Annotated in this window: 16 protein-coding genes, 2 tRNA genes and 3 pseudogenes; 13 read left to right on the top strand and 8 right to left on the bottom strand. The window is 65.5% G+C overall.

Going from position 1 to position 19,070, the window contains the following annotated elements; all coding sequences use genetic code 11:
• The first annotated feature begins 38 nt into the window (after positions 1-38).
• Positions 39-1,999: pseudogene (locus tag ACQ858_RS17635) on the top strand (dynamin family protein).
• Positions 1,989-3,062, top strand: a complete 1,074-nt coding sequence (gene mutY, locus ACQ858_RS17630) for an A/G-specific adenine glycosylase (protein WP_431273918.1) — start codon at positions 1,989-1,991, stop codon at positions 3,060-3,062. The pseudogene ACQ858_RS17635 and the gene mutY overlap by 11 nt, the downstream one beginning before the upstream one ends.
• Positions 3,063-3,077: 15 nt before the next feature.
• On the opposite strand, the gene rapZ is transcribed toward mutY, so the two are convergent.
• The 3 genes from rapZ to ACQ858_RS17615 are packed head-to-tail and all read right to left on the bottom strand — an operon-like array spanning position 3,078 to position 6,589.
• The gene (gene rapZ, locus ACQ858_RS17625) at positions 3,078-3,953 is read right to left on the bottom strand and encodes an RNase adapter RapZ (RefSeq protein WP_431273917.1); all 876 of its coding nucleotides are present in this window, start codon (positions 3,951-3,953) and stop codon (positions 3,078-3,080) included.
• Between the two features lie 55 nt (positions 3,954-4,008).
• A complete protein-coding gene (gene recN, locus ACQ858_RS17620) occupies positions 4,009-5,691 on the bottom strand; it encodes a DNA repair protein RecN (protein ID WP_431273916.1) in 1,683 nt (560 codons plus the stop codon).
• 1 nt (position 5,692) lies between these two features.
• A complete protein-coding gene (locus tag ACQ858_RS17615) occupies positions 5,693-6,589 on the bottom strand; it encodes an NAD kinase (protein WP_431273915.1) in 897 nt (298 codons plus the stop codon).
• Positions 6,590-6,617: 28 nt separating this feature from the next.
• Between ACQ858_RS17615 and hrcA the strand changes: the two genes are divergently transcribed.
• From hrcA to ACQ858_RS17600, 3 genes are all read left to right on the top strand, one after another.
• Positions 6,618-7,622 (top strand): heat-inducible transcriptional repressor HrcA, encoded by a 1,005-nt coding sequence (gene hrcA / locus ACQ858_RS17610; RefSeq protein WP_431273914.1) that lies wholly within the window; start codon positions 6,618-6,620, stop codon positions 7,620-7,622.
• Between the two features lie 40 nt (positions 7,623-7,662).
• Positions 7,663-7,739: transfer RNA gene (locus tag ACQ858_RS17605), tRNA-Ile, on the top strand.
• Positions 7,740-7,839: 100 nt separating this feature from the next.
• Positions 7,840-7,916, top strand: a tRNA-Arg gene (locus tag ACQ858_RS17600).
• Between the two features lie 176 nt (positions 7,917-8,092).
• On the opposite strand, the gene ACQ858_RS17595 is transcribed toward ACQ858_RS17600, so the two are convergent.
• A complete protein-coding gene (locus ACQ858_RS17595) occupies positions 8,093-8,260 on the bottom strand; it encodes a hypothetical protein (protein WP_431273913.1) in 168 nt (55 codons plus the stop codon).
• 394 nt (positions 8,261-8,654) lie between these two features.
• On the opposite strand from ACQ858_RS17595, the gene ACQ858_RS17590 reads away from it, so the two are divergent.
• Positions 8,655-8,870 carry a hypothetical protein gene (locus ACQ858_RS17590; protein WP_431273912.1) on the top strand — a complete coding sequence of 72 codons (216 nt, stop codon included), beginning with the start codon at positions 8,655-8,657 and terminating at the stop codon, positions 8,868-8,870.
• A gap of 77 nt (positions 8,871-8,947) precedes the next feature.
• A pseudogene (gene greB, locus ACQ858_RS17585) lies at positions 8,948-9,519 on the top strand (transcription elongation factor GreB).
• A 13-nt stretch (positions 9,520-9,532) separates the two neighbouring features.
• Here greB and ACQ858_RS17580 read toward each other — a convergent pair.
• From ACQ858_RS17580 to ACQ858_RS17565, 4 genes are all read right to left on the bottom strand, one after another.
• Positions 9,533-11,788, bottom strand: coding sequence for a RelA/SpoT family protein (locus tag ACQ858_RS17580; protein ID WP_431273911.1), 2,256 nt, complete (start codon positions 11,786-11,788; stop codon positions 9,533-9,535).
• 91 nt (positions 11,789-11,879) lie between these two features.
• Positions 11,880-12,083 (bottom strand): DNA-directed RNA polymerase subunit omega, encoded by a 204-nt coding sequence (gene rpoZ, locus ACQ858_RS17575; RefSeq protein WP_028249368.1) that lies wholly within the window; start codon positions 12,081-12,083, stop codon positions 11,880-11,882.
• A gap of 35 nt (positions 12,084-12,118) precedes the next feature.
• The gene (gene gmk, locus ACQ858_RS17570) at positions 12,119-12,739 is read right to left on the bottom strand and encodes a guanylate kinase (protein ID WP_431273910.1); all 621 of its coding nucleotides are present in this window, start codon (positions 12,737-12,739) and stop codon (positions 12,119-12,121) included.
• A 10-nt stretch (positions 12,740-12,749) separates the two neighbouring features.
• On the bottom strand, positions 12,750-13,664 hold the full coding sequence (locus ACQ858_RS17565; protein WP_431276890.1) for a YicC/YloC family endoribonuclease: 915 nt from the start codon (positions 13,662-13,664) through the stop codon (positions 12,750-12,752).
• An 88-nt stretch (positions 13,665-13,752) separates the two neighbouring features.
• On the opposite strand from ACQ858_RS17565, the gene ACQ858_RS17560 reads away from it, so the two are divergent.
• The 6 genes and pseudogenes from ACQ858_RS17560 to ACQ858_RS17535 all read left to right on the top strand — a co-directional run bounded on the left by ACQ858_RS17560 (position 13,753) and on the right by ACQ858_RS17535 (position 19,048).
• Positions 13,753-14,760 carry a serine/threonine protein kinase gene (locus tag ACQ858_RS17560; RefSeq protein WP_431273909.1) on the top strand — a complete coding sequence of 336 codons (1,008 nt, stop codon included), beginning with the start codon at positions 13,753-13,755 and terminating at the stop codon, positions 14,758-14,760.
• Between the two features lie 76 nt (positions 14,761-14,836).
• Positions 14,837-15,742 (top strand): PP2C family protein-serine/threonine phosphatase, encoded by a 906-nt coding sequence (locus tag ACQ858_RS17555; RefSeq protein WP_431273908.1) that lies wholly within the window; start codon positions 14,837-14,839, stop codon positions 15,740-15,742.
• Between the two features lie 27 nt (positions 15,743-15,769).
• Positions 15,770-16,498, top strand: a complete 729-nt coding sequence (gene rph / locus ACQ858_RS17550) for a ribonuclease PH (protein WP_431273907.1) — start codon at positions 15,770-15,772, stop codon at positions 16,496-16,498.
• Positions 16,499-16,522: 24 nt separating this feature from the next.
• A pseudogene (locus ACQ858_RS17545) lies at positions 16,523-17,120 on the top strand (non-canonical purine NTP pyrophosphatase).
• A 68-nt stretch (positions 17,121-17,188) separates the two neighbouring features.
• Positions 17,189-18,364 carry a radical SAM family heme chaperone HemW gene (gene hemW, locus ACQ858_RS17540; RefSeq protein ID WP_431276889.1) on the top strand — a complete coding sequence of 392 codons (1,176 nt, stop codon included), beginning with the start codon at positions 17,189-17,191 and terminating at the stop codon, positions 18,362-18,364.
• A 15-nt stretch (positions 18,365-18,379) separates the two neighbouring features.
• Positions 18,380-19,048 carry a TetR/AcrR family transcriptional regulator gene (locus tag ACQ858_RS17535; RefSeq protein WP_431273906.1) on the top strand — a complete coding sequence of 223 codons (669 nt, stop codon included), beginning with the start codon at positions 18,380-18,382 and terminating at the stop codon, positions 19,046-19,048.
• Positions 19,049-19,070 lie beyond the last annotated feature (22 nt).

Here is a 19,070-nt window from a genome sequence, read left to right as displayed (position 1 = left end):
CTACCATCTTTTGTAAATTGTTTTTTACATTTACGCCGTTGACCGCTTCCTTCACTCAGCAGTTCGATCAGCACGGCGCCTGGCGGCGTAATTTCGCGCACCGCCTGAAGTGGCTGACGCGCTGGCTGAACGAGAACGAGCTGCTGAATCAAAGCGTTGCCGAACGTTTGCGCGATGTCGAAACGCAACTGCGCACCAGCAAGGTCATGGTCGCATTCGTTGCCGAGTTTTCGCGCGGCAAATCCGAGCTGATCAACGCGATCTTCTTTGCCGGCTACGGCCGTCGCATCATGCCGGCGAGCGCAGGGCGGACCACGATGTGCCCGACCGAACTGAGCTACGACCCGGCGCACCCGCCGAGCCTGCGGCTGCTGCCGATCGAGACGCGGCTCGAGCCCTACTCGCTCGTCCACTGGCGCGATGAGCCTGCGCGCTGGACGCATATCGACATCGACGTCGACAACGCCGAACTGCTCTCGCAGGCGATGAGCAAGGTCGCCGAGGTCCGCTGGGTTCCCGTGGACGAGGCCAAGGCGCTGGGTTTCTGGAGCGACGACAACCCCGACGACAACCCGATGCCGGATTCGGACGGCCGCGTCGAAATCCCGCGTTGGCGGCATGCGGTCCTGAACATGCCGCATCCGCTGCTGGAGCAGGGCCTGGTGATTCTCGACACGCCGGGCCTCAACGCAATCGGCGCGGAGCCGGAGCTTACGGTCAGCCTGATTCCGCAGGCGCATGCCGTGGTCTTCATCCTCGGCGCCGACACGGGCGTGACGCGGTCCGATCTCGCGATCTGGCGCGAGCATCTGGTCACCGGGGGGACGCCGGCGAAACGCGCATCGTGGTCCTGAACAAGATCGACACCATGTGGGACATCCTGAGCACCCCGGCCCAGGTGGACGCGCAGATCCAGCGCCAGCGCAAGGGCGCCGCCGATGTGCTCGGTGTTCCTTTGACGCAGGTGCTTCCCGTCTCCGCGCAGAAGGGATTGCAAGCCAAGATCCGCCGCGACGCGCCGCTGTTGCAGGCCAGCCGCCTTCCTGCGCTCGAGGCCATCCTGGGCGAAGGTTTGCTCGGCAAGCGCGAAACGATGTTGCGACTGGCGGTGGATGCCAGCATCGGCGCCCTGCGGATCGAGGCCGCCCGCATCCTCAATGTGCGTCAGCGTGATCTCTCGGAGCAGGCGCTCGAGTTGCAAGGGCTGCGCGGCAAGAATGGCTCGGTCATCCGCCACATGCGCACGCGCATCGAGCAGGAGCAGTCGGAATTCGAAGGCAGCAACACCCGCATCCTCGCGTTGCGCTCGGTGCAGGGCAAGCTGCTGCGCGAGGTCTATGCGGTGCTCGGCAGCACCGCGCTCAAGGCGGACATGGGCCGTCTGGCCAACGCATTGAAGCGGCGCGGCATCAAGTTCAATGTGCGCAAGGTGTACGGCGAAACCTTCGATGCGCTGCGCAACAACCTGCGCGAGGTTCAGGCGACCACGGCCGAGATCCAGTCGATGCTGCACGCGACGTTCCGGCAGCTCAATGCGGAGCACGGCTTCACGCTGCAGGCGCCGCCCGAACCGGATCTGACGGATTTCGAGCAGCAGCTCACGCAGATCGAGCAGAGCCATGTGCACTACCTCGGCGTCAGCAACATGCTCAAGCTCGCGCAGCCCGATTTCTGCGACAAGCTGGTGCGCGCGCTCGCGAGTCGGCTGCGCGTCGTCAACGAAGCGGCGATGACCGAGGTCGAGCGCTGGAGCAAGGGCGCAGGCGCGCAGCTCGACGCCCAACTCAAGGAGCGGCGCCGCACGTTCACCAAGCGCATCGAGGCGGTCGAGCGCATCCAGGGCGCGGCAGGCAATCTCGACGAGCGGTTGGCCGAGCTCGCCGCGCAGGAGCGCGATCTCGCCGACCTGCACCATCGGCTGGATGAGCTTACCGCGGTGCTCGTGAACCACGAGGCGCCGAACGCCGTCTCCTACCGCAGCGAACTCAGTGCCGCCTGACGACCTGCGTTCGGCAGCGCAGCGCATCGCGCCGACCTTTGCCGACAACGTCGTTGCGTGGCAGCGAAGCCACGGACGCAGCGAACTGCCGTGGCAGAACACGCAGGACCCCTACCGCGTCTGGCTGTCCGAGGTGATGCTCCAGCAGACCCAGGTGTCGACCGTGCTGGGTTATTTCGCGCGATTCCTCGATCGCTTTCCGACGGTTCAGGCGCTTGCCGCCGGGACCGAGGACGAGGTGTTCGCGCTCTGGAGCGGGCTCGGCTACTACAGCCGCGCACGCAACATGCACCGCTGCGCGCAAGAGGTGGTGTCGCGCTTCTGCGGCGAATTCCCGCGGACGGCGGCCGAACTGCAGACGCTGCCGGGTATCGGCCGATCGACGGCCGCGGCGATCGCCGCCTTCTGCTTCGGCGAGCGCGTGGCGATTCTCGACGGCAACGTGAAGCGTGTGCTCTCGCGCGTACTCGGCTTCGATGGAGATCTCGCATCCGCCGCGCAGGAGCGCGCCCTCTGGAACGAGGCGACCGAGCTCCTGCCGCCGGCCTCCGAGCCTCGCGCGATCGGTCACTACACGCAGGGTCTGATGGACCTGGGTGCCACGGTCTGCCTGCCACGCAAGCCGAGCTGCATCTTCTGCCCGACGGCCGATGCGTGTGCGGCGCGGAAGGAGGGCGCACCCGAGAGGTATCCGGTCAAGACCCGCAAGCTGCGCCGCACGGCGCAGTCGTTGTGGATGCTGAAGGCCCGCGATCCCCAGGGGCGCGTGTGGCTCGAAAAGCGGCCGGCACGCGGCATCTGGGCCGGGCTCTATTGCCTGCCGGTCTTCGAGAACCGGTCGGCGCTGCTGGACGAACTGGCGTCCGCGGATCGCCAATCCGCGCGCGACGAAGCGGCATTCGTGCATGTGCTGACGCACAAGGATCTTCACCTTCATCCGATCTCGGCCGTGTGCAGCGAGCCGCGGGCCGGCAAATCGGGGGGCGGCTGGTTCGACGACCGCGAGTGGCCGGCGCTCGGGATGCCGGCGCCCGTGCGCAAGCTGCTGGCGAGCGGCGGCTGATTCGCTTTCGGGCGGTCAGGCTCCGTCGAGTTCGCGGTGCCGCTTGAGGGCACCCCACTTCGCACCGAAGGCGCGCGCGAGCTGTTCCACGAGGAAGACCGAGCGATGCTGGCCACCGGTGCAGCCGATCGCGACGGTGACATAGCTGCGATGGTCCTTGGCGAGCGCATCGAGCCAGCGTTCGAGGAACTGCTCGATGTCGCCATACATGCGCGCGACGTCGTCGTGTTCGCGAAGCCAGTCGATCACCGGCTGGTCGCGGCCGGTCAGGGGCCGGAGCGTGGACACGTAGTGCGGATTCGGCAGCATGCGGACGTCGAAGACGAAGTCCGCGTCGAGCGGGACGCCGCGCTTGAACGCGAAGGATTCGAACACCAGCGTGAGCGGGCTTTGCGGCGCCGAGACCAGCGACTTGATGTAGCTCTGCAACTGGGCCGGCCGGATGATGCTGGTGTCGATCACGTCGGCGCCATCGCGCAGGTCCGCGAGCAGCTCGCGTTCGAGTTCGATGGCTTGTGTCAGTGCGCGCTGCTGATCGGGCACGTCGGTGCGGCCTTCCTGGCGCGACAGCGGGTGACGCCGGCGTGTTTCGGAAAAGCGGCGCAGCAGCGCGTCGGTGGTCGAATCGAGGAACAGCGAGCGCAGCGACACACCCTCGCGACGCAGGCCCTCCAGTTGTTGCGGCACGAGCGGCAGCGACACGCCGCTTCGCACATCCATCGCGATGGCCACGCGTGCAGTCTGCTGTTGCCGCTGCAACGCGACGAAAGGCGTGAGCAGTTCGGGGGGCAGGTTGTCGACGCAGTAGTAGCCCGCGTCCTCGAGCGCATGAAGCGCCACGGACTTGCCGGAACCGGACATCCCGGTGATCAGGACGAGGTCGAGGCTCACTGGACAACCTCCGCGCAACAGCGCTGCGGTATTCGCCTTGGGGCGGCCCGGCGGCTCATGAAGAAGTCTCCGCCGTCTTCGCGCCCAGCATCTCGCGTGCGTGCGCCAGCGAGGTCTGCGAGACGCGCTCGCCGCCGAGCATGCGCGCGATTTCCTGCGTGCGCCCTTCGGTGTCGAGGACCGTGACGCTGCTTTCGGTGCGAGTGCCTTCCGGGCCCTTGGCGCTGGTCTGCCGCTTGGCGACCACGAGGTGGTGATCCGCGCATGCAGCCACCTGCGGCAGGTGCGTGACCGCGAGCACCTGCCGGTCGCGGCCGAGCTGCTTCATCAGGCGGCCCACGGTCTCGGCGACCGCGCCACCGACGCCGGCATCGACCTCGTCGAAGATCAGCGTCTGCGCGGCGCCGAGCTCGCTGGTCGTCACCGCGATCGCGAGCGCGATGCGCGACAGCTCGCCGCCCGATGCGACCTTGCCGATCGAACGCGGCGTGCTGCCGGCATGCCCGCTGACGAGGAATGCGATGTCCTCGAGGCCGGAGCGTGCCGGCTGCGTGAGCGGTTGAAGGGCGACTTCGAAACGCCCGCCTTTCATGCCGAGTTCCTGCATGGCTTGCGTCACCGCTTGCGCGAGCTTGGGCGCGGCCTGCTTGCGGGCCTTGCCGACCGCCTTTGCTTCCTTCATGTAGGCCTGCTCCGCGGCCCGCTCCGCTCGCTCCAGCGCCTCGAGGTCGCTCTGCGCATCCAGTGCCTGCAATTCGGCTTGCCAGCCGGCCAGCAGGGTGGGGAGCTCCTCGGGCTGGCGCCGATAGCGTCGCGCGAGCGACATCCACTGGCCCATTCGCTCGTCGAGCTCGGCGAGCTTTTCGGGGTCGGTGTCGGCCTGCCTCAGATAGCCGTGCAGCGAATGCGCGGCGTCGGCCGCCTGCGCGACGCTCGAGGCGAGGACTTCGCCGAGCGCCTTGAATTCCGGCTCGATGTGCTCGCAGTTCTGCAGCAGCGCGACCGCCCGGCTCAATGCCGCCAGTGCACCGTTGTCGTCGTCTTCGAGCGCGTTGCAGGCTCCCTCGGCCGCGTCGATCAGTGCCTGCGCATTCGAGATTCGCGAGTGGGCGGCCGAGAGTTCTTCCCACTCTTCGGCGCCCGGCGCGAGTTTCATCACTTCGGAGACTTGCCACTGGAGGCGCTCGCGCTCGCGTTGCAGGGAGTCCTGCGCCGAGCGTGCGTTTTCGAGTGCCGAGATGGCCCGGCGCCACTCGTGCCAGGCGGTGTCGAGCGCTTCGGTGCTTGCACCGGCATAGGCGTCGAGCAATCCGCGTACCGCCTCCGGACGGGTGAGGCTTTGCCACGCATGCTGGCCATGGATGTCGAGCAGGTGGTCGCCGAGTTCGCGCAACTGCGCCGCCGTGGCCGGGCTGCCGTTGATCCAGCCGCGGCTGCGTCCCTGGAGATCGACGGTCCGTCGCAGCAGCAATCCTTCGCCCGGCTGGAACCCGCCTTCGTCGAGCCAGCCGTTCAGCGCCGGATCGGCATCGAACTCGGCGCTCACGTCCAGCCGTTCTGCGCCTTCGCGGACGGCGCCAGCATCTGCGCGATTGCCGAGCGCCAGCTGGAGCGCATCGATGAGGATGGATTTGCCGGCGCCTGTTTCGCCGGTCAGGACGGTGAAGCCGGGGGACAGGTCGAGTTCCAGTGCACGCACGATCACGAAGTCGCGCAGGGCGATGCGCCGCAATGCCATCTCAGGAACCTCCTTCGTTCCAATGCAGTTTTTTGCGCAGGGTGTCGAAATAGCTCCAGCCGCGCGGGTGGAGGAAGCGAACGCGGTAGTCCGAACGGCGCACCACCACGCGATCGCCGATGGCCAGCGAGGCGAGGGACTGCATGTCGAAGTTCGCGCTGGCATCGCGACCGCCGACGAGCTCGATCGAGACTTCCTCGGCGTCGGGCAACACGAGCGGGCGGTTGGAAAGCGTGTGCGGCGCGATCGGCACCAGCACCCACCCCGGAACGGCCGGATGCAGCAGCGGTCCGCCCGCCGAGAGCGCGTAGGCGGTGGAGCCGGTCGACGACGCGATGATCATCCCGTCGGCGCGCTGGTTCGCCACGAAATGGCGGCCCACCGTGACGCGCAGCTCCACCATGCCGGACGTGCCGCCGCGATTGACGACCACGTCATTCATCGCCAGCGCATCGAAGACCGACACGCCGTTGCGCATCACCTGTGCGTGCATCAGGTTCCGGTGGTCTTCCTCGTAGTCGCCCGCGAGCATCGGGACCAGCGTCGCCTGATAGTCGTCGAGCGCGATGTCGGTGATGAAGCCGAGCCGTCCCCGGTTGATGCCGATGAGCGGAACGCCGTATGGCGCCAGTTGCCGCCCGATGCCGAGCATCGTGCCGTCGCCGCCGACGACCAGGCCCAGATCGCATTCCTCGCCGATCTCCTCGACCGTGAGCGCCTTGTATCGGCCGGCCGGGACCCCGTCGGCCTGGGATTCCTCGATGAAGACGGTGCAGCCCTGCGCCTCGAGAAAAGCGGCGATGCCTTCCATGACGACATCGAGCGCACCACCCTGCACCCGCCCACCCGAAGCCTGGTATTTGCCAATGAGTGCGACGTGACGAAAGCGAGAGCTCATGAACAAATTACAACATTAAAATTGGCCGATGCTGGACGACCGCGCCAAGTTGCTGCTAAAGACACTCGTCGAGCGCTATATCGCCGAGGGCCAACCCGTCGGATCGCGCACGCTGTCCCGGGCTCCCGGGCTGGATCTTTCGCCGGCGACGATCCGGAACGTGATGTCCGACCTCGAAAGCCTGGGCCTCATCGCCAGTCCCCATACTTCTGCGGGTCGCGTTCCGACCGCCAGAGGTTATCGCCTCTTCGTTGACACCATGTTGACTGCCCAGCGCGAGCAGTTCGCGGCGCCCAGTCTTGCGCCGGACCAGCCCCAGAAGGTGATCGCGAACGCGGCGAACCTGCTGTCCAACCTTTCGCAGTTCGTGGGTGTGGTGATGGCACCGCGGCGTCCTTCGGTCTTTCGGCAGATCGAATTCCTGCGCCTTTCCGAACGCCGGCTGCTCGTCATCATCGTCTCCCCCGACGGGGACGTTCAGAACAGGGTGATTTTTCCGGAGGCCGATTACTCGCAGTCGCAACTGGTCGAGGCTTCCAACTACATCAATGCGAACTATGCGGGCCTGTCGATCGAGCAGGTGCGCGATCGCCTCCAGTCCGAAATGGAACAGCTGCGCGGCGAGATCGCGGCGCTGATGCAGGCGGCCGTCAATGTGAGCTCCGAAATCCTCACCGAAGCGCAAGAAGAAGTGGTCATCGCAGGCGAGCGTAATCTTCTGTCGGTGAGCGACTTCTCCAGCGATATGGGCCACTTGCGGAGGGCTTTCGACCTCTTCGAGCAGAAGGCGCAACTGATGCGGCTGCTCGATGTCTCGAGCCAGGCCGAAGGCGTGCGCATCTTCATTGGGGGCGAGAGCCAGATCGTCCCTTTCGACGATCTCTCCATCGTGAGCGCGAACTACGAAGTCGATGGACAGGTGGTCGGAACGCTCGGCGTCATCGGGCCGACGCGCATGCCATACGACCGCATGATCCAGATCGTGGACATCACCTCGAAGCTCGTCACCAACGCGCTGAGTCATCGCAAGTGAACGAGCGTTGGGCGCCGGGCCACTAGAATGCGGGGCGCGTGGGCCGTTAGCTCAGTTGGTCAGAGCAGCGGACTCATAATCCGTTGGTCGCTGGTTCAAGCCCAGCACGGCCTACCACTGAATCCGACGTGCAGCAGGCGATGCCTGCAAGCGAGATTCACAAAAATTCAAGGCTTCGCGGAGTGGCTCCAAAATGGATGCTATACTCGCAAGCTGTGCGGCTGTAGCTCAGTTGGATAGAGTACTTGGCTACGAACCAAGGGGTCGTGGGTTCGAATCCTGCCAGCCGCACCACTCTCTGTAGGGCCAGGACGTTAGCGCGTCCTGGCCCTTTCTTTTGGGGTGGCTTCGTGGGTGACCTCTTGCACGAAGGACAAGACACACTGCCGCAAATCGGACGTGTGGGAGCGGATTCGGTCGACGGCCGAACTGCCCGGACCGTGCTCTGCGCTGGCGCCGAGCGGGCGTCCTCAGAGACGGGTCACGATCCCGAAGCTGATGATGCCGAGGAATCCCAGGATCCCAACCATCATGAGGCCCGGTCCCCAGCGTCGTTGTCGCGCGGCAAATCCAATGGTCATCACGGTGGCAAAGGCAACGGCGATCGCGGAAGTGGCTTCCAGTGTGAGCTCAGGCATGCGCGAATGCTAATCCAAGCTGACCGCGCAGCATGCGGGGACGTCGCATTCCTGGAAACGGCTTCTCGTCGGTTGGTGGACATGGGGACCGTTCGCGCGGCCAAGCCCCAAAAACGAAAAAGCCCGCCGGAGCGGGCTAAGGACCTTGGAGTCCAGAGGAGAGTCTTCATTGTGAACCACTTCTCGGGGAACGCAAAAGGAACTACGTCACATGCTGCAACAAGGCGCTGCGGTTGACACTATCGCTTTCAGGGCTGTGTGTGCCGGCCGGCTGTTCAGGGGCAATAATCCCCGAGCGGCAACGCCAGGGCCGCGCCGAACGGAACCGGCTTGCATCGATCCGCCCCCTTCGGATGCATCCATCTTCTGGCGCTCATGCATGGGGACAACGACGATGAGTTCATTGGAGAAGTTCTTGCCCGCCTCGGAGCCCGCGCGCAGCGAGGCGTTGGCCAAGCTACAACGGACCCACCACCTGCCGCGTCATCTGGTCAAAGGCGTCGCGCGAGGTGAGCAAGGCCGGCGTGCGACAGTCGCGGCCGGTGCGTCGCAGAGCCAGCAATCGATTCCCGACCCGGATCTGACGGCGCCTGACCAGCAATCGGGCTGAAACGCTGCCGGGCGAAGGCGGTGTCCTTGCCATGTGATACAACAATCGCCCGACCTTGCGGGTCGGCAGTTGTAGAAATGAGCAAGGCTTTCACGAAGGAAAACGACGCCGACGACGATGATGGCGACGGCGGCGGACTGCCGCCGCTGCCCGCTGGCGGCAAGAACTACATCACGCCCATCGGGTATGCGCGCTTGCGATCCGAACTCCTGGAATTGATGGACGTCGAGCGGCCCAAGGTGGTCGAGGCCGTTCACTGGGCCGCCAAGAACGGAGATCGCTCTGAGAACGGGGACTATCTCTATGGCAAGAAGCGGTTGCGCGAGATCGATCGGCGAATTCGCTTCCTCACCAAGCGCCTCGAGATCGCCGAGGTCACCGATCCGTCGGTGCACCACGGCAGCGACCAGGTATTTTTCGGCTCGACGGTCCGCTATGCCGACGAGAGTGGCGAGGAGCGCGAGGTCACGATCCTCGGTATCGACGAGGCGAACAGCGCGCATTCGCAAGTGAGTTGGATATCCCCGATCGCGCGGGCACTGCTCAAGGCTCGGGAGGGTGACGTCGTCAAGCTCGCCACCCCGGGGGCGTGCACGACATCGAGGTGCTGGCGGTCAGCTATCCCGAGCCTTCGTCCAAGCCCCACTGACGGGCCGGGACTTTCAGGGCACTGGAATCATCCGTGCGGCGGCGAGCACGGATGAGGTGCGGCGCACGGCTCGCAATACGGCTTCGAGGTGCGTGCGATCGCGCACCGCGATCACGAAGCGAAGGTCCGTCGAATCCTGCGGCGTTTCGTCCGCCATTTCGACGTGCGTGATGTCGGCTTCGGCATCGGCGAGCGCGGCTGCGACCCGTGCGAGCACGCCCTTGTCGTTCCGCACGGTGATGACCACGCCCGCTTCGAAAGTCCGGACCGGATCGTCGGCCCATTCGACCGCGAAGAACCGCTCACTGTCCTTGTAGCGAAGTCGCTGGCCAACACCGCACTCCTCGGTATGGACCACCAGTCCTTCGCCGTGGCCGAGGTAGCCGACGATCGGATCGCCCGGAATCGGTCGGCAGCACAGCGCGAAGCGCACCGAAGAGTTCTCGCTGCCATCCAGCGTCACTGCGCCTTGCGATACCGCATCGCTGGCCGCGAAGCGCTCGCGGCTCAGCATCAGCGCATCGGGCTTGGCGCCCCGTTCGGCGAGCAGCGCCATCAGTCGCTTTGCCACGATGCTGGCGATGCGTTTGCCAAGGCCGATGTCGGTCAGCAGTTCGGAGCGCGTGCGGTTGCCGGTGAAGCGCAGGAGCTTTTCCCAGATCGGCTGATGCTCGGCGTCGTCTTCTGGCAGTTTGCCCAGCCCTTCGGCGCGCAGCGCCTGCGCGAGGAGCTTTTCACCAAGGCCTTCGGATTCGGCATGCGCGAGTGTCTTGAGGTAGTGACGGATCTTGGAGCGTGCCCGCCCGGTGCGAACGAAGCCGAGCCAGGCGGGGTTCGGCGTTGAAACCGGCGCCGTGATGATCTCGACCACATCGCCGTTCTTGAGCTCGGTCCGCAGCGGCACCTGATCGCCATTGATGCGCGCGGCAGAGGTGTGGTCGCCGATGTTGCTGTGAATGGCGTAGGCGAAGTCGACCACGGTCGCACCGCGCGGAAGCGCCATGATCTGGCTCTTGGGCGTGAACACGTAGACGGCATCGGGAAAGAGGTCGACCTTGACATGGTCCCAGAACTCGGCCGCATCGCGGGTCTCGTCCTGAATGTCGAGCAGCGACTGGAGCCATTTCGCGCCGAGGCGGTCGCTGGTCGCCACGGCTGCCGGATCGGCCGCCTTGTAGAGCCAGTGCGCCGCGACGCCCGATTCGGCCACCACGTGCATGGCCTCGGTGCGAAGCTGGAACTCGATGTTCACCCCCGCCGGGCCCACCAGCGTCGTGTGCAGCGACTGGTAACCGTTGAGCTTGGCGATCGCGATGTGGTCCTTGAACTTGCCGGGCAGCGGCTTGTACATCTGGTGCAGGATGCCGAGCCCGGTGTAGCAGGAGATCACAGTAGGGACGATCAGCCGGAAGCCGTAGATGTCGGTGACCTGCGCAAAGCTCAGGTGCTTCTCGACCATCTTGCGGTAGATGGAATAGAGCGTTTTTTCGCGGCCCGCGATGCGCACGCTCATCTCCGCGGCTGCGAAGGCGTTCTCGACTTCCTGCTGGACTTTCTGGATCAGGTCGCGCCGCCGTCCGCGGGCCTTGGCCACGGCCTTGGCGAGCACTGCGTACCGCCAGGGGCGAAGGTGCCGGAAGGAGAGATCCTGTAGTTCACGGTAGGTCTGATTGAGGCCCAGGCGGTGCGCGATCGGCGCGTAGATTTCGAGGGTCTCCCGCGAGATGCGCGCCCATTTTTCGCGCGGCGCGTCGTCGAGCGTGCGCATGTTGTGCGTCCGGTCCGCGAGCTTGACGAGAATGACGCGTACGTCGCGCGCCATGGCCAGCAGCATCTTGCGAAAGGACTCGGCCTGGTTCTCTTCGCGGGTGTTGAAGCGGAGCTTGTCCAGCTTGGTGAGGCCATCGACCAACTCTGCCACCGGAGCGCCAAAGCGCTCGATCAGCTCGGCCTTGGTGACGCCGCAGTCTTCGATCGCATCGTGCAGCAAGGCGGCCATCAGGGCCTGTGCATCGAGTTTCCATTCCGCGCACTGCGCAGCGACCGCGATCGGATGGGTGATGTAGGGCTCGCCGCTGTTGCGCAGCTGGCCCAGGTGCGCTTCGTCTGCGAAACGGTAGGCACGCCGGACCAAGTCGATATCTTCGGGGCCCAGGTAGTCGAGCCGATCGGTCAATGCGGCGAAGCTGGCGGCGGCCGCATTCAACGCCGCAGGGCTGGGCTGCGGGCTTCGACGGGTTTCTGACTGAGGCTTGACAACCGCGCTCATGAGCACCACTTTAGCGTGGCCGTGGCTAAGACGCATTCAGGCATAAAAAAGCACCGCGTGCGGTGCTTCCTTGTTGTACGGCGACGTCAGATCAGCCGGGAACCTTCTTGAGCATTTCGAGGCCGATCTTGCCCTCTGCAATCTCACGAAGTGCGGTAACGCCGGGCTTGTTCTTGCTCTCGATCTTGGGGGCATGCCCCTGGCTCAGCATGCGCGCGCGATAGGTGGCGGCGAGCACGAGCTGGAAACGGTTCGGGATGTGTTGCAGGCAATCTTCGACGGTGATGCGGGCCATGGTGATCTTTCGGCGATGTGCAGACGTTGGGCGGATCAGGGGATGTTCAGTGCGGCAAAGGTGCTTGCACGTGCGCGGCGCTGTGCGGAGTAGCGAAGCCGCTGAGCGTGGACAATCGCTTTCAGGTCGAAAAGTGCGCGCTCGAATACCTCGTTGATTATAACGAAATCGAATGCCGAGGCCTGCGCCATTTCCTCGGCGGCATTCCGAAGGCGCAGGTCGATGACTTCCGGGCTGTCCTCGCCCCGGCGCTCGAGCCGCGAGCGAAGTTCCTCCCAACTTGGGGGAAGGATAAAGATCATGACCGCGTTGGCAAAGGTCTTGCGGATCTGGAGCGCCCCCTGAAAGTCGATTTCGAGAACGACGTCCGCGCCTTGCGCGATGCGCTCCTCGATGGCCTTCTTGGAGGTGCCGTAGCGCCGGCCGTGGACGTGCGCCCACTCCACGAATCCATCGGCCGCCACCATGACGTCGAACTCGGGCTCGGAGACGAAGAAGTATTCGCGCCCGTGCTTTTCCTGGCCACGGGGTGTGCGGGTGGTGTGGGAGACCGAGGGCTGAACGGCGGAGTCGAGCTCCATCAGCGCCTTGACCAGGCTCGACTTGCCTGCGCCGCTGGGAGCTGCGACCACGAAGATGTTGCCGGGGTAATCCATGGATTCCGTTCTATTCGATGTTCTGGACCTGCTCGCGCATCTGCTCGATCAGGACCTTCATGTCGACGCCGATGCGGGTAAGTTCCAGCGTGGCGGATTTCGAGCCGAGCGTGTTGGCTTCGCGATGGAGTTCCTGGATCAGGAAGTCGAGCCGTTTGCCGATCTCCCCGCCCTTCTTCACGAGCCGCTCGATTTCGTCGAGGTGGGAATTCAGGCGGGTTAGCTCTTCCGCGACATCGATCCGGATCGCGAACGCGGTCGCTTCGGTCAGGGCGCGGTCCTGGGCGGCCTCGGGTGCCGTGCCGCCGCTCAGGCCCATCGCGTCCTGCCAGCGTTCGAGGAACCGGGTGCGTTGCTGTTCCACGAGCTGAGGGACCAGCGGCAGGGCCTGGGTGGCAAGGGCGCGCAACTGCGCAAGGTGGTTCTGCAGCATGCGGGCGAGCCGCGCGCCTTCGCGTTCGCGCGCGGAAAGCAGGTCCTTGAGCGTCCTTTCGGTGACTTCGGTCAGGTCCGGCCCCCAATCGCCCTTGGCGACGCTGTCGCCCGCCGCGAGCCGTAGCACGTCGGCGACGCTGAGATCGCGCGCGTCGGGCAGCCATGCCTTGATGTGGTCCTGCACCGCATTGAGTCGCTGCAGAAGCTTGGTGGACGGGTCGCCGATGCCGGCTGCAGCGCCGCTTTCGAGGGCGGCCCGCAGTTCGACCTTGCCGCGTTTGAGTCGCGCGGTGAGTATTTCGCGCAGGGCGGGTTCGTGCTGCCGGAGCTCATCCGGCAGCTTGAAGGTCAGGTCGAGAAATCGGCTGTTGACCGAGCGAATTTCGATCCCGAGCCGAGCGACTGAATGAGCCCGTGCGTCGCCTTCGGAGTGGCTGCCGGCGGGGCTCGTCTGCCCGCTGGCATAGCCGGTCATGCTGTAAACTGGCATCGCGCCTCGCTGTGATCTGTTGTTGCACCGTGGCGTCGGCACAGCGTTCGCTTGCCGCACCATCGCCTTCGGGCGAAACTCCCGGATTATGTCAAAGGTCAAACCTTCGCCTCTGCTGCCTGACACGGTGATCGGCGGCTACCGAATCGTGCGCCGGCTTTCCGCCGGAGGCTTCGGGGTCGTCTACCTCGCCGTCGACCCGAGCGGGCAGCAGGTCGCCATCAAGGAATATCTTCCTTCGTCCCTGGCAACACGGGGCACAGGGGAATTGGCGCCGCAGGTTCCGCCCGAGAAGCTGTCGCTCTACCGGCTGGGGCTCAAGAGCTTCTTCGAGGAAGGCCGGTCGCTCGCGCAGATTTCGCACGCCTCGGTGGTGAGCGTTCTCAATTTCTTCCGCGAGAACGAGACCGTCTACATGGTCATGAACTACCTGGAGGGCGCGACCCTTCAGGACTTCATCGTCACCGCGCGCGACCTCAAGAAGCAGAAGGTATTTCGCGAATCGACGATCCGTTCGCTCTTCGACGAGATCCTTCGGGGCCTTCGCATCGTCCACCAGCACAAGATGCTGCACCTGGACATCAAGCCGGCCAACATCTTCGTGACCGACGACGATCGGGCCGTGATGATCGATTTCGGCGCGGCGCGCGAAGTGCTGTCCAAGGAAGGCAACTTCATCCGCCCGATGTACACCCCCGGCTTCGCGGCACCCGAGATGTACCGGCGCGATTCCTCCATGGGGCCGTGGACGGACATCTACGCGATCGGCGCCTGCATCTACGCCTGCATGCAGGGCTACCCACCGAACGACGCGCCGCAGCGCATCGAGAAGGACCGTCTTGGCCTTTCGCTTTCCCGGCTGCGCGGCATCTATTCGGACAACCTGATCGAGGTGGTCGAGTGGTGCATGTCGCTCGATCCGCTTTCGCGCCCGCAGTCGGTGTTCGCGCTGCAGAAGGAACTGAGCCGCGAAGGAGAGCGCCGCTATACCAAGCTCACGGTGGGTGAGAAGGTCCGGCTCTCCATCGACAACATGCGCTCACCCGAAAAGAAGGCGCTGCCGAAGGCGGCGGCTCCCACCACACGTCCCGCATGACCCCCCACGCTCATCACTTCGTGTATCCGCTGCCCCCCAGGGGGCTCATCGCCCTACGGGCGGCCGGGCGGGCGCTGTGAAGTTCTCCGTTTTCCAGGTCAGCCGCAAGGGCGGTCGTCTCAAGAACGAAGACCGCATGGGCTATTGCTACACGCGCGAATCGGGCCTGTTCGTGCTCGCCGACGGCATGGGGGGCCATCCCGAAGGCGAAGTCGCAGCCCAGCTGGCGTTGCAGACCATCGCGGCGCTCTACCAGCGCGAAGCCCGGCCGCTGGTCAAGGACGTCAAGGCGTTCCTCACTTCGTCCGTGATGGCCGCGCATCAGCAGATCATGCGGTATGCCGGCAACAAAGGGATGCTCGACACGCCGCGTACCACGGTGGTGGCGGCCATCATTCAGGACAACACGGCGACGTGGATTCATTGCGGCGACTCGCGGCTGTACGTGGTCCGCGACGGCGCCTTGCTGATGCGCACCCGCGACCATTCGCACGCCGAGCGGCCTCGCGTCGGCGGCGGGCCGGAGCCGGTCAACCGCAACCTGCTGCTCACCTGCCTGGGGTCGCCGACGCCGCCGCTCTTCGATGTCTCGACACCGCTGCAACTGCAGCGCGGCGACCGCATCATGCTGTGCTCCGACGGCGTCTGGGGCGTGCTCGACGACAGCGTGATCGTTCACGTGCTCTCGTCCGGCAAGCCGGTATCGGATGCGGCGCCCGATCTTGCCGAGATGGCGCTGCGCAACGGCGGCACCCACAGCGACAACGTGACCCTGATCGCGCTCGAATGGGAAACGCCCGACGCTCCCGGCCAGAAGCGCGGCGTTTCCACCGACAGCATCAGCGACGGTGTGTTCGCGTCGACCATTCAGGCCGGCATGCCTTCGGACAGCGAGCTCGACGACCTCGACGAGGACGCCATCGAGCGGTCGATTGCCGAGATCAACGAGGCGATCAAGCGCTCCGCCGCGCGCAAGGGCTAGGCCTTTTTCTTTTTTTCGTTTATCACCATGACTGATTTCGTACGAAGCGGCGGCCGCGCCGCAGACCAGTTGCGCCCGGTTCGCATCACCCGTGGCTACACCATCCATGCCGAAGGCTCGGTGCTGATCGAGTTCGGCCAGACGCGCGTGTTGTGCACCGCTTCGGTCGAAGAGAAGGTGCCGCCGCACAAGCGCGGCAGCGGCGAGGGCTGGGTCACCGCCGAGTACGGCATGCTCCCGCGCGCCACCCACACCCGCAGCGACCGCGAAGCCGCCCGCGGCAAGCAGAGCGGCCGCACGCAGGAGATCCAGCGTCTCATCGGCCGCTCGATGCGCGCGGTCTTCGACCTCTCCGCGCTCGGCGAGCGCACCATCCACCTCGATTGCGACGTGCTCCAGGCCGACGGCGGCACCCGCACCGCGGCCATCACCGGCGCCTTCGTGGCTGCGCAGGACGCGGTCGACAAGCTGCTCGCCGAAGGCCGGATCGTCGCATCGCCCATCCGCGGCCATGTGGCGGCCATTTCGGTCGGCATCGTCGAGGGCACGCCGTTGCTCGATCTCGAGTACATCGAAGACTCCGCCTGCGACACGGACATGAACGTGGTGATGACGGGCGCCGGACACTTCGTGGAAGTGCAGGGCACCGCCGAAGGCGCCGCTTTCTCGCGCGAGGAAATGAATCAGCTGCTCGGGCTGGCCGAGAAGGGCATCTCCGAGTTGATCGCGCTGCAGACCCAAGCGCTCGCAGGCTGACGCCCGATCGATACGGAATTCGCGATGAAACTGGTCCTCGCCTCCAATAACGCCGGCAAGCTCGCCGAGTTGCAGGCGCTGCTCGCGCCGCTCGACGTGACGCTCGTTCGCCAGTCGGACCTGGGCGTCGGCGAGGCCGAGGAGCCCTTCCGCACCTTCGTCGAGAACGCCCTGGCCAAGGCCCGCCATGCGTCCGCGCATACCGGGCTGCCGGCCATCGCGGATGATGCGGGCCTTTGCGTCGAGGCCTTCGGCGGTCTTCCCGGCGTCGACACCGCGTTCTACGCCACGAAGTTCGGCTACGAAAAAGGCGACGCGAACAACGTGCGCGCGCTCCTCGAGCAATTGGCCGGCCAGACCGACCGCCGCGCCGCACTCGTCAGCACGCTGGTCGCGCTGCGCAGCGTCGACGATCCCGAACCGCTGATCGCCGTCGGACGCGTGGCCGGCCTGATCGCGAAGGAGCCGGTCGGCGACAACGGCTTCGGCTTCGATCCGGTGATGTTCCTGCCGCAGTTCGGCAAGACCTTTGCCCAGCTCCCCCGACGTGAAGAACGCGAACAGCCATCGCGGACAGGCGGCACGCGCGATGCTGGCGCTGATGCGCGAGCGCTGGTCGTGAACGGCATCATCCCGATCGCGGCAGACGGCGAAGGCGCGGCCGCCGGCGCCAACGATGCGTTGCACCAGATGCGGCCCGGGCCGCTCCAGCTTTCGGCGCTGCCGCCGCTGTCGCTGTACGTCCATCTCCCTTGGTGCCTGCGCAAGTGCCCGTACTGCGACTTCAATTCCCACGAGTGGCGCACCGGCACGGGTGAGCTGCCCGAGCAGCGCTATCTCGACGCACTCGTGGCCGACCTGGAGGCGGCGCTGCCGCTGATCTGGGGCCGTACGGTGCATACCATCTTCATCGGCGGCGGCACGCCGAGTCTGTTCTCGCCTGCGTCCATCGACCGGCTCATCGGTGACTTGCGCGCCCGACTCAAGCTCGCGCCCGATTGCGAAATCACGCTGGAAGCCAACCCCGGCACCTTCGAACGCGACCGCTTCCGCGCCTACCGTGCGGCGGGCGTGACGCGGCTGTCGGTGGGTGTGCAATCCTTCAACGACGCGCATCTAAAGGCGCTCGGCCGTGTTCACGATCGCGCTCAGGCCATCGCAGCGGTGGAGGAGGCCGCTGCCACCTTCGACACTTTCAACCTCGACCTGATGTATGCGCTCCCGGGCCAGACGCTGGAGCAGCTCGACGCCGACCTTTCGCAGGTGCTCGCGCTGGCGCCGCCGCACCTGTCGGTCTACCACCTGACGATCGAGCCGAACACCTACTTCGCGAAGTACCCGCCGGAGGTGCCCGAGGACGATGCGGCCTATGCGATGCTCGACCGGATCACCGAGCGCACCTCGGCGGCGGGCCTGGGGCGCTACGAGATTTCGGCCTATGCACGCGCCGGCCACCAGTGCGCGCACAATTTGAACTATTGGCAGTTCGGCGACTACCTTGGTATCGGCGCCGGTGCGCACAGCAAGCTCAGCTTTGCGCATCGCGTGGTGCGGCAGGTGCGTTTTCGCGAGCCCCGGCTCTATATGGACAGGGCGCTCGCGGGCCACGCCGTTGCGCAGAGCGAAGATGTCGGGATCGCCGCGTTGCCCTTCGAGTTCATGCTCAATGCTCTGCGCCTGAAGGAAGGGTTTACGCTTGCGCAGTTCGGGGAGCGGACGGGGATGGCGATCACCGCCATCCAGCGCGGCCTGGAGGAAGCCGAGCGCAAAGGGTTGATCGAGCGGGACCTGGCGCGGGTTTGGCCGACGACACGCGGATTCGATTTCCTGAGCGATCTTCAGGCGATCTTTCTGCCGGACACATAAAAAGGGGACACTGCCATGGACAACAACATCGAATCCTCTGAAATCAAGCGCCGGTCACGCGGAAGGCCGAGCCCGGAGCAGGCGATTGCGCTGCGCGAGTCCTTCCTCGCCGCGGCGCTCGAATCCTTCCTCGACAAGGGGTACGCGGCCACCAGCATCGAGGCGATCGCCCGGGAGGCGGGTGTCGCCAAGATCACGATCTACCGGCAGTTCGACAACAAGGAAGCCCTGTTCCGCGAAGTCGTGCATCGCGCCGTGACCGGTGCCCGCGAGACCATGCAGGCCACGCTCGTGCGGCACGACCAGGACCAACGGCAGGTGCTGCTGGATCTGATCGAGCGCATGTACCTGAGCGCGACCGAGCCGAAGACGCTGGCGCTACTGCGTCTCGTGATCGCCGAGGCGGTGCGCTTCCCGGAACTCGCCAAGTCGCTCTACGCCGAGAACAGCTACGTGCTCGCGCCGGTGGTCGACTACCTCGCCGAGGCCCATCGCGCGGGCACGCTGCATGTGCCGCAGCCCGAACTTGCAGCGGTGCAGCTGTCGACGCTCGCTTTCGGCGGGGTGCGCTTCTTCATTTCGAAGCCGTTGGCCGGGCCGGAGGAACGTCGCGTCTGGGCCGAGGGCATCGCCGACCTCGTCCTGCACGGCTGGGCGCCGAGAGGCGAGCAACGCAGCGACTAAAATCCCGCTTCTGCCTCGTGTA

Origin of the sequence: Variovorax ureilyticus (genome assembly GCF_050632185.1) — a bacterium.
Lineage (GTDB): Bacteria > Pseudomonadota > Gammaproteobacteria > Burkholderiales > Burkholderiaceae_C > Variovorax > Variovorax ureilyticus_A.
Note: the sequence above shows the minus strand (reverse complement) of the source record. Positions and strands in the feature narration are given on the sequence as shown.

Coding starts and splice junctions, on each gene's coding strand:
- recN (WP_431273916.1), bottom strand. CDS start 5,691: ATGGCATTGCGGCGCATCGCCCTGCGCGACTTCGTGATCGTGCGTGCA.
- ACQ858_RS17615 (WP_431273915.1), bottom strand. CDS start 6,589: ATGAGCTCTCGCTTTCGTCACGTCGCACTCATTGGCAAATACCAGGCT.
- hrcA (WP_431273914.1), top strand. CDS start 6,618: ATGCTGGACGACCGCGCCAAGTTGCTGCTAAAGACACTCGTCGAGCGC.
- ACQ858_RS17595 (WP_431273913.1), bottom strand. CDS start 8,260: ATGCCTGAGCTCACACTGGAAGCCACTTCCGCGATCGCCGTTGCCTTT.
- ACQ858_RS17590 (WP_431273912.1), top strand. CDS start 8,655: ATGAGTTCATTGGAGAAGTTCTTGCCCGCCTCGGAGCCCGCGCGCAGC.
- ACQ858_RS17580 (WP_431273911.1), bottom strand. CDS start 11,788: ATGAGCGCGGTTGTCAAGCCTCAGTCAGAAACCCGTCGAAGCCCGCAG.
- rpoZ (WP_028249368.1), bottom strand. CDS start 12,083: ATGGCCCGCATCACCGTCGAAGATTGCCTGCAACACATCCCGAACCGT.
- gmk (WP_431273910.1), bottom strand. CDS start 12,739: ATGGATTACCCCGGCAACATCTTCGTGGTCGCAGCTCCCAGCGGCGCA.
- ACQ858_RS17565 (WP_431276890.1), bottom strand. CDS start 13,664: ATGCCAGTTTACAGCATGACCGGCTATGCCAGCGGGCAGACGAGCCCC.
- ACQ858_RS17560 (WP_431273909.1), top strand. CDS start 13,753: ATGTCAAAGGTCAAACCTTCGCCTCTGCTGCCTGACACGGTGATCGGC.
- rph (WP_431273907.1), top strand. CDS start 15,770: ATGACTGATTTCGTACGAAGCGGCGGCCGCGCCGCAGACCAGTTGCGC.
- hemW (WP_431276889.1), top strand. CDS start 17,189: ATGCGGCCCGGGCCGCTCCAGCTTTCGGCGCTGCCGCCGCTGTCGCTG.
- ACQ858_RS17535 (WP_431273906.1), top strand. CDS start 18,380: ATGGACAACAACATCGAATCCTCTGAAATCAAGCGCCGGTCACGCGGA.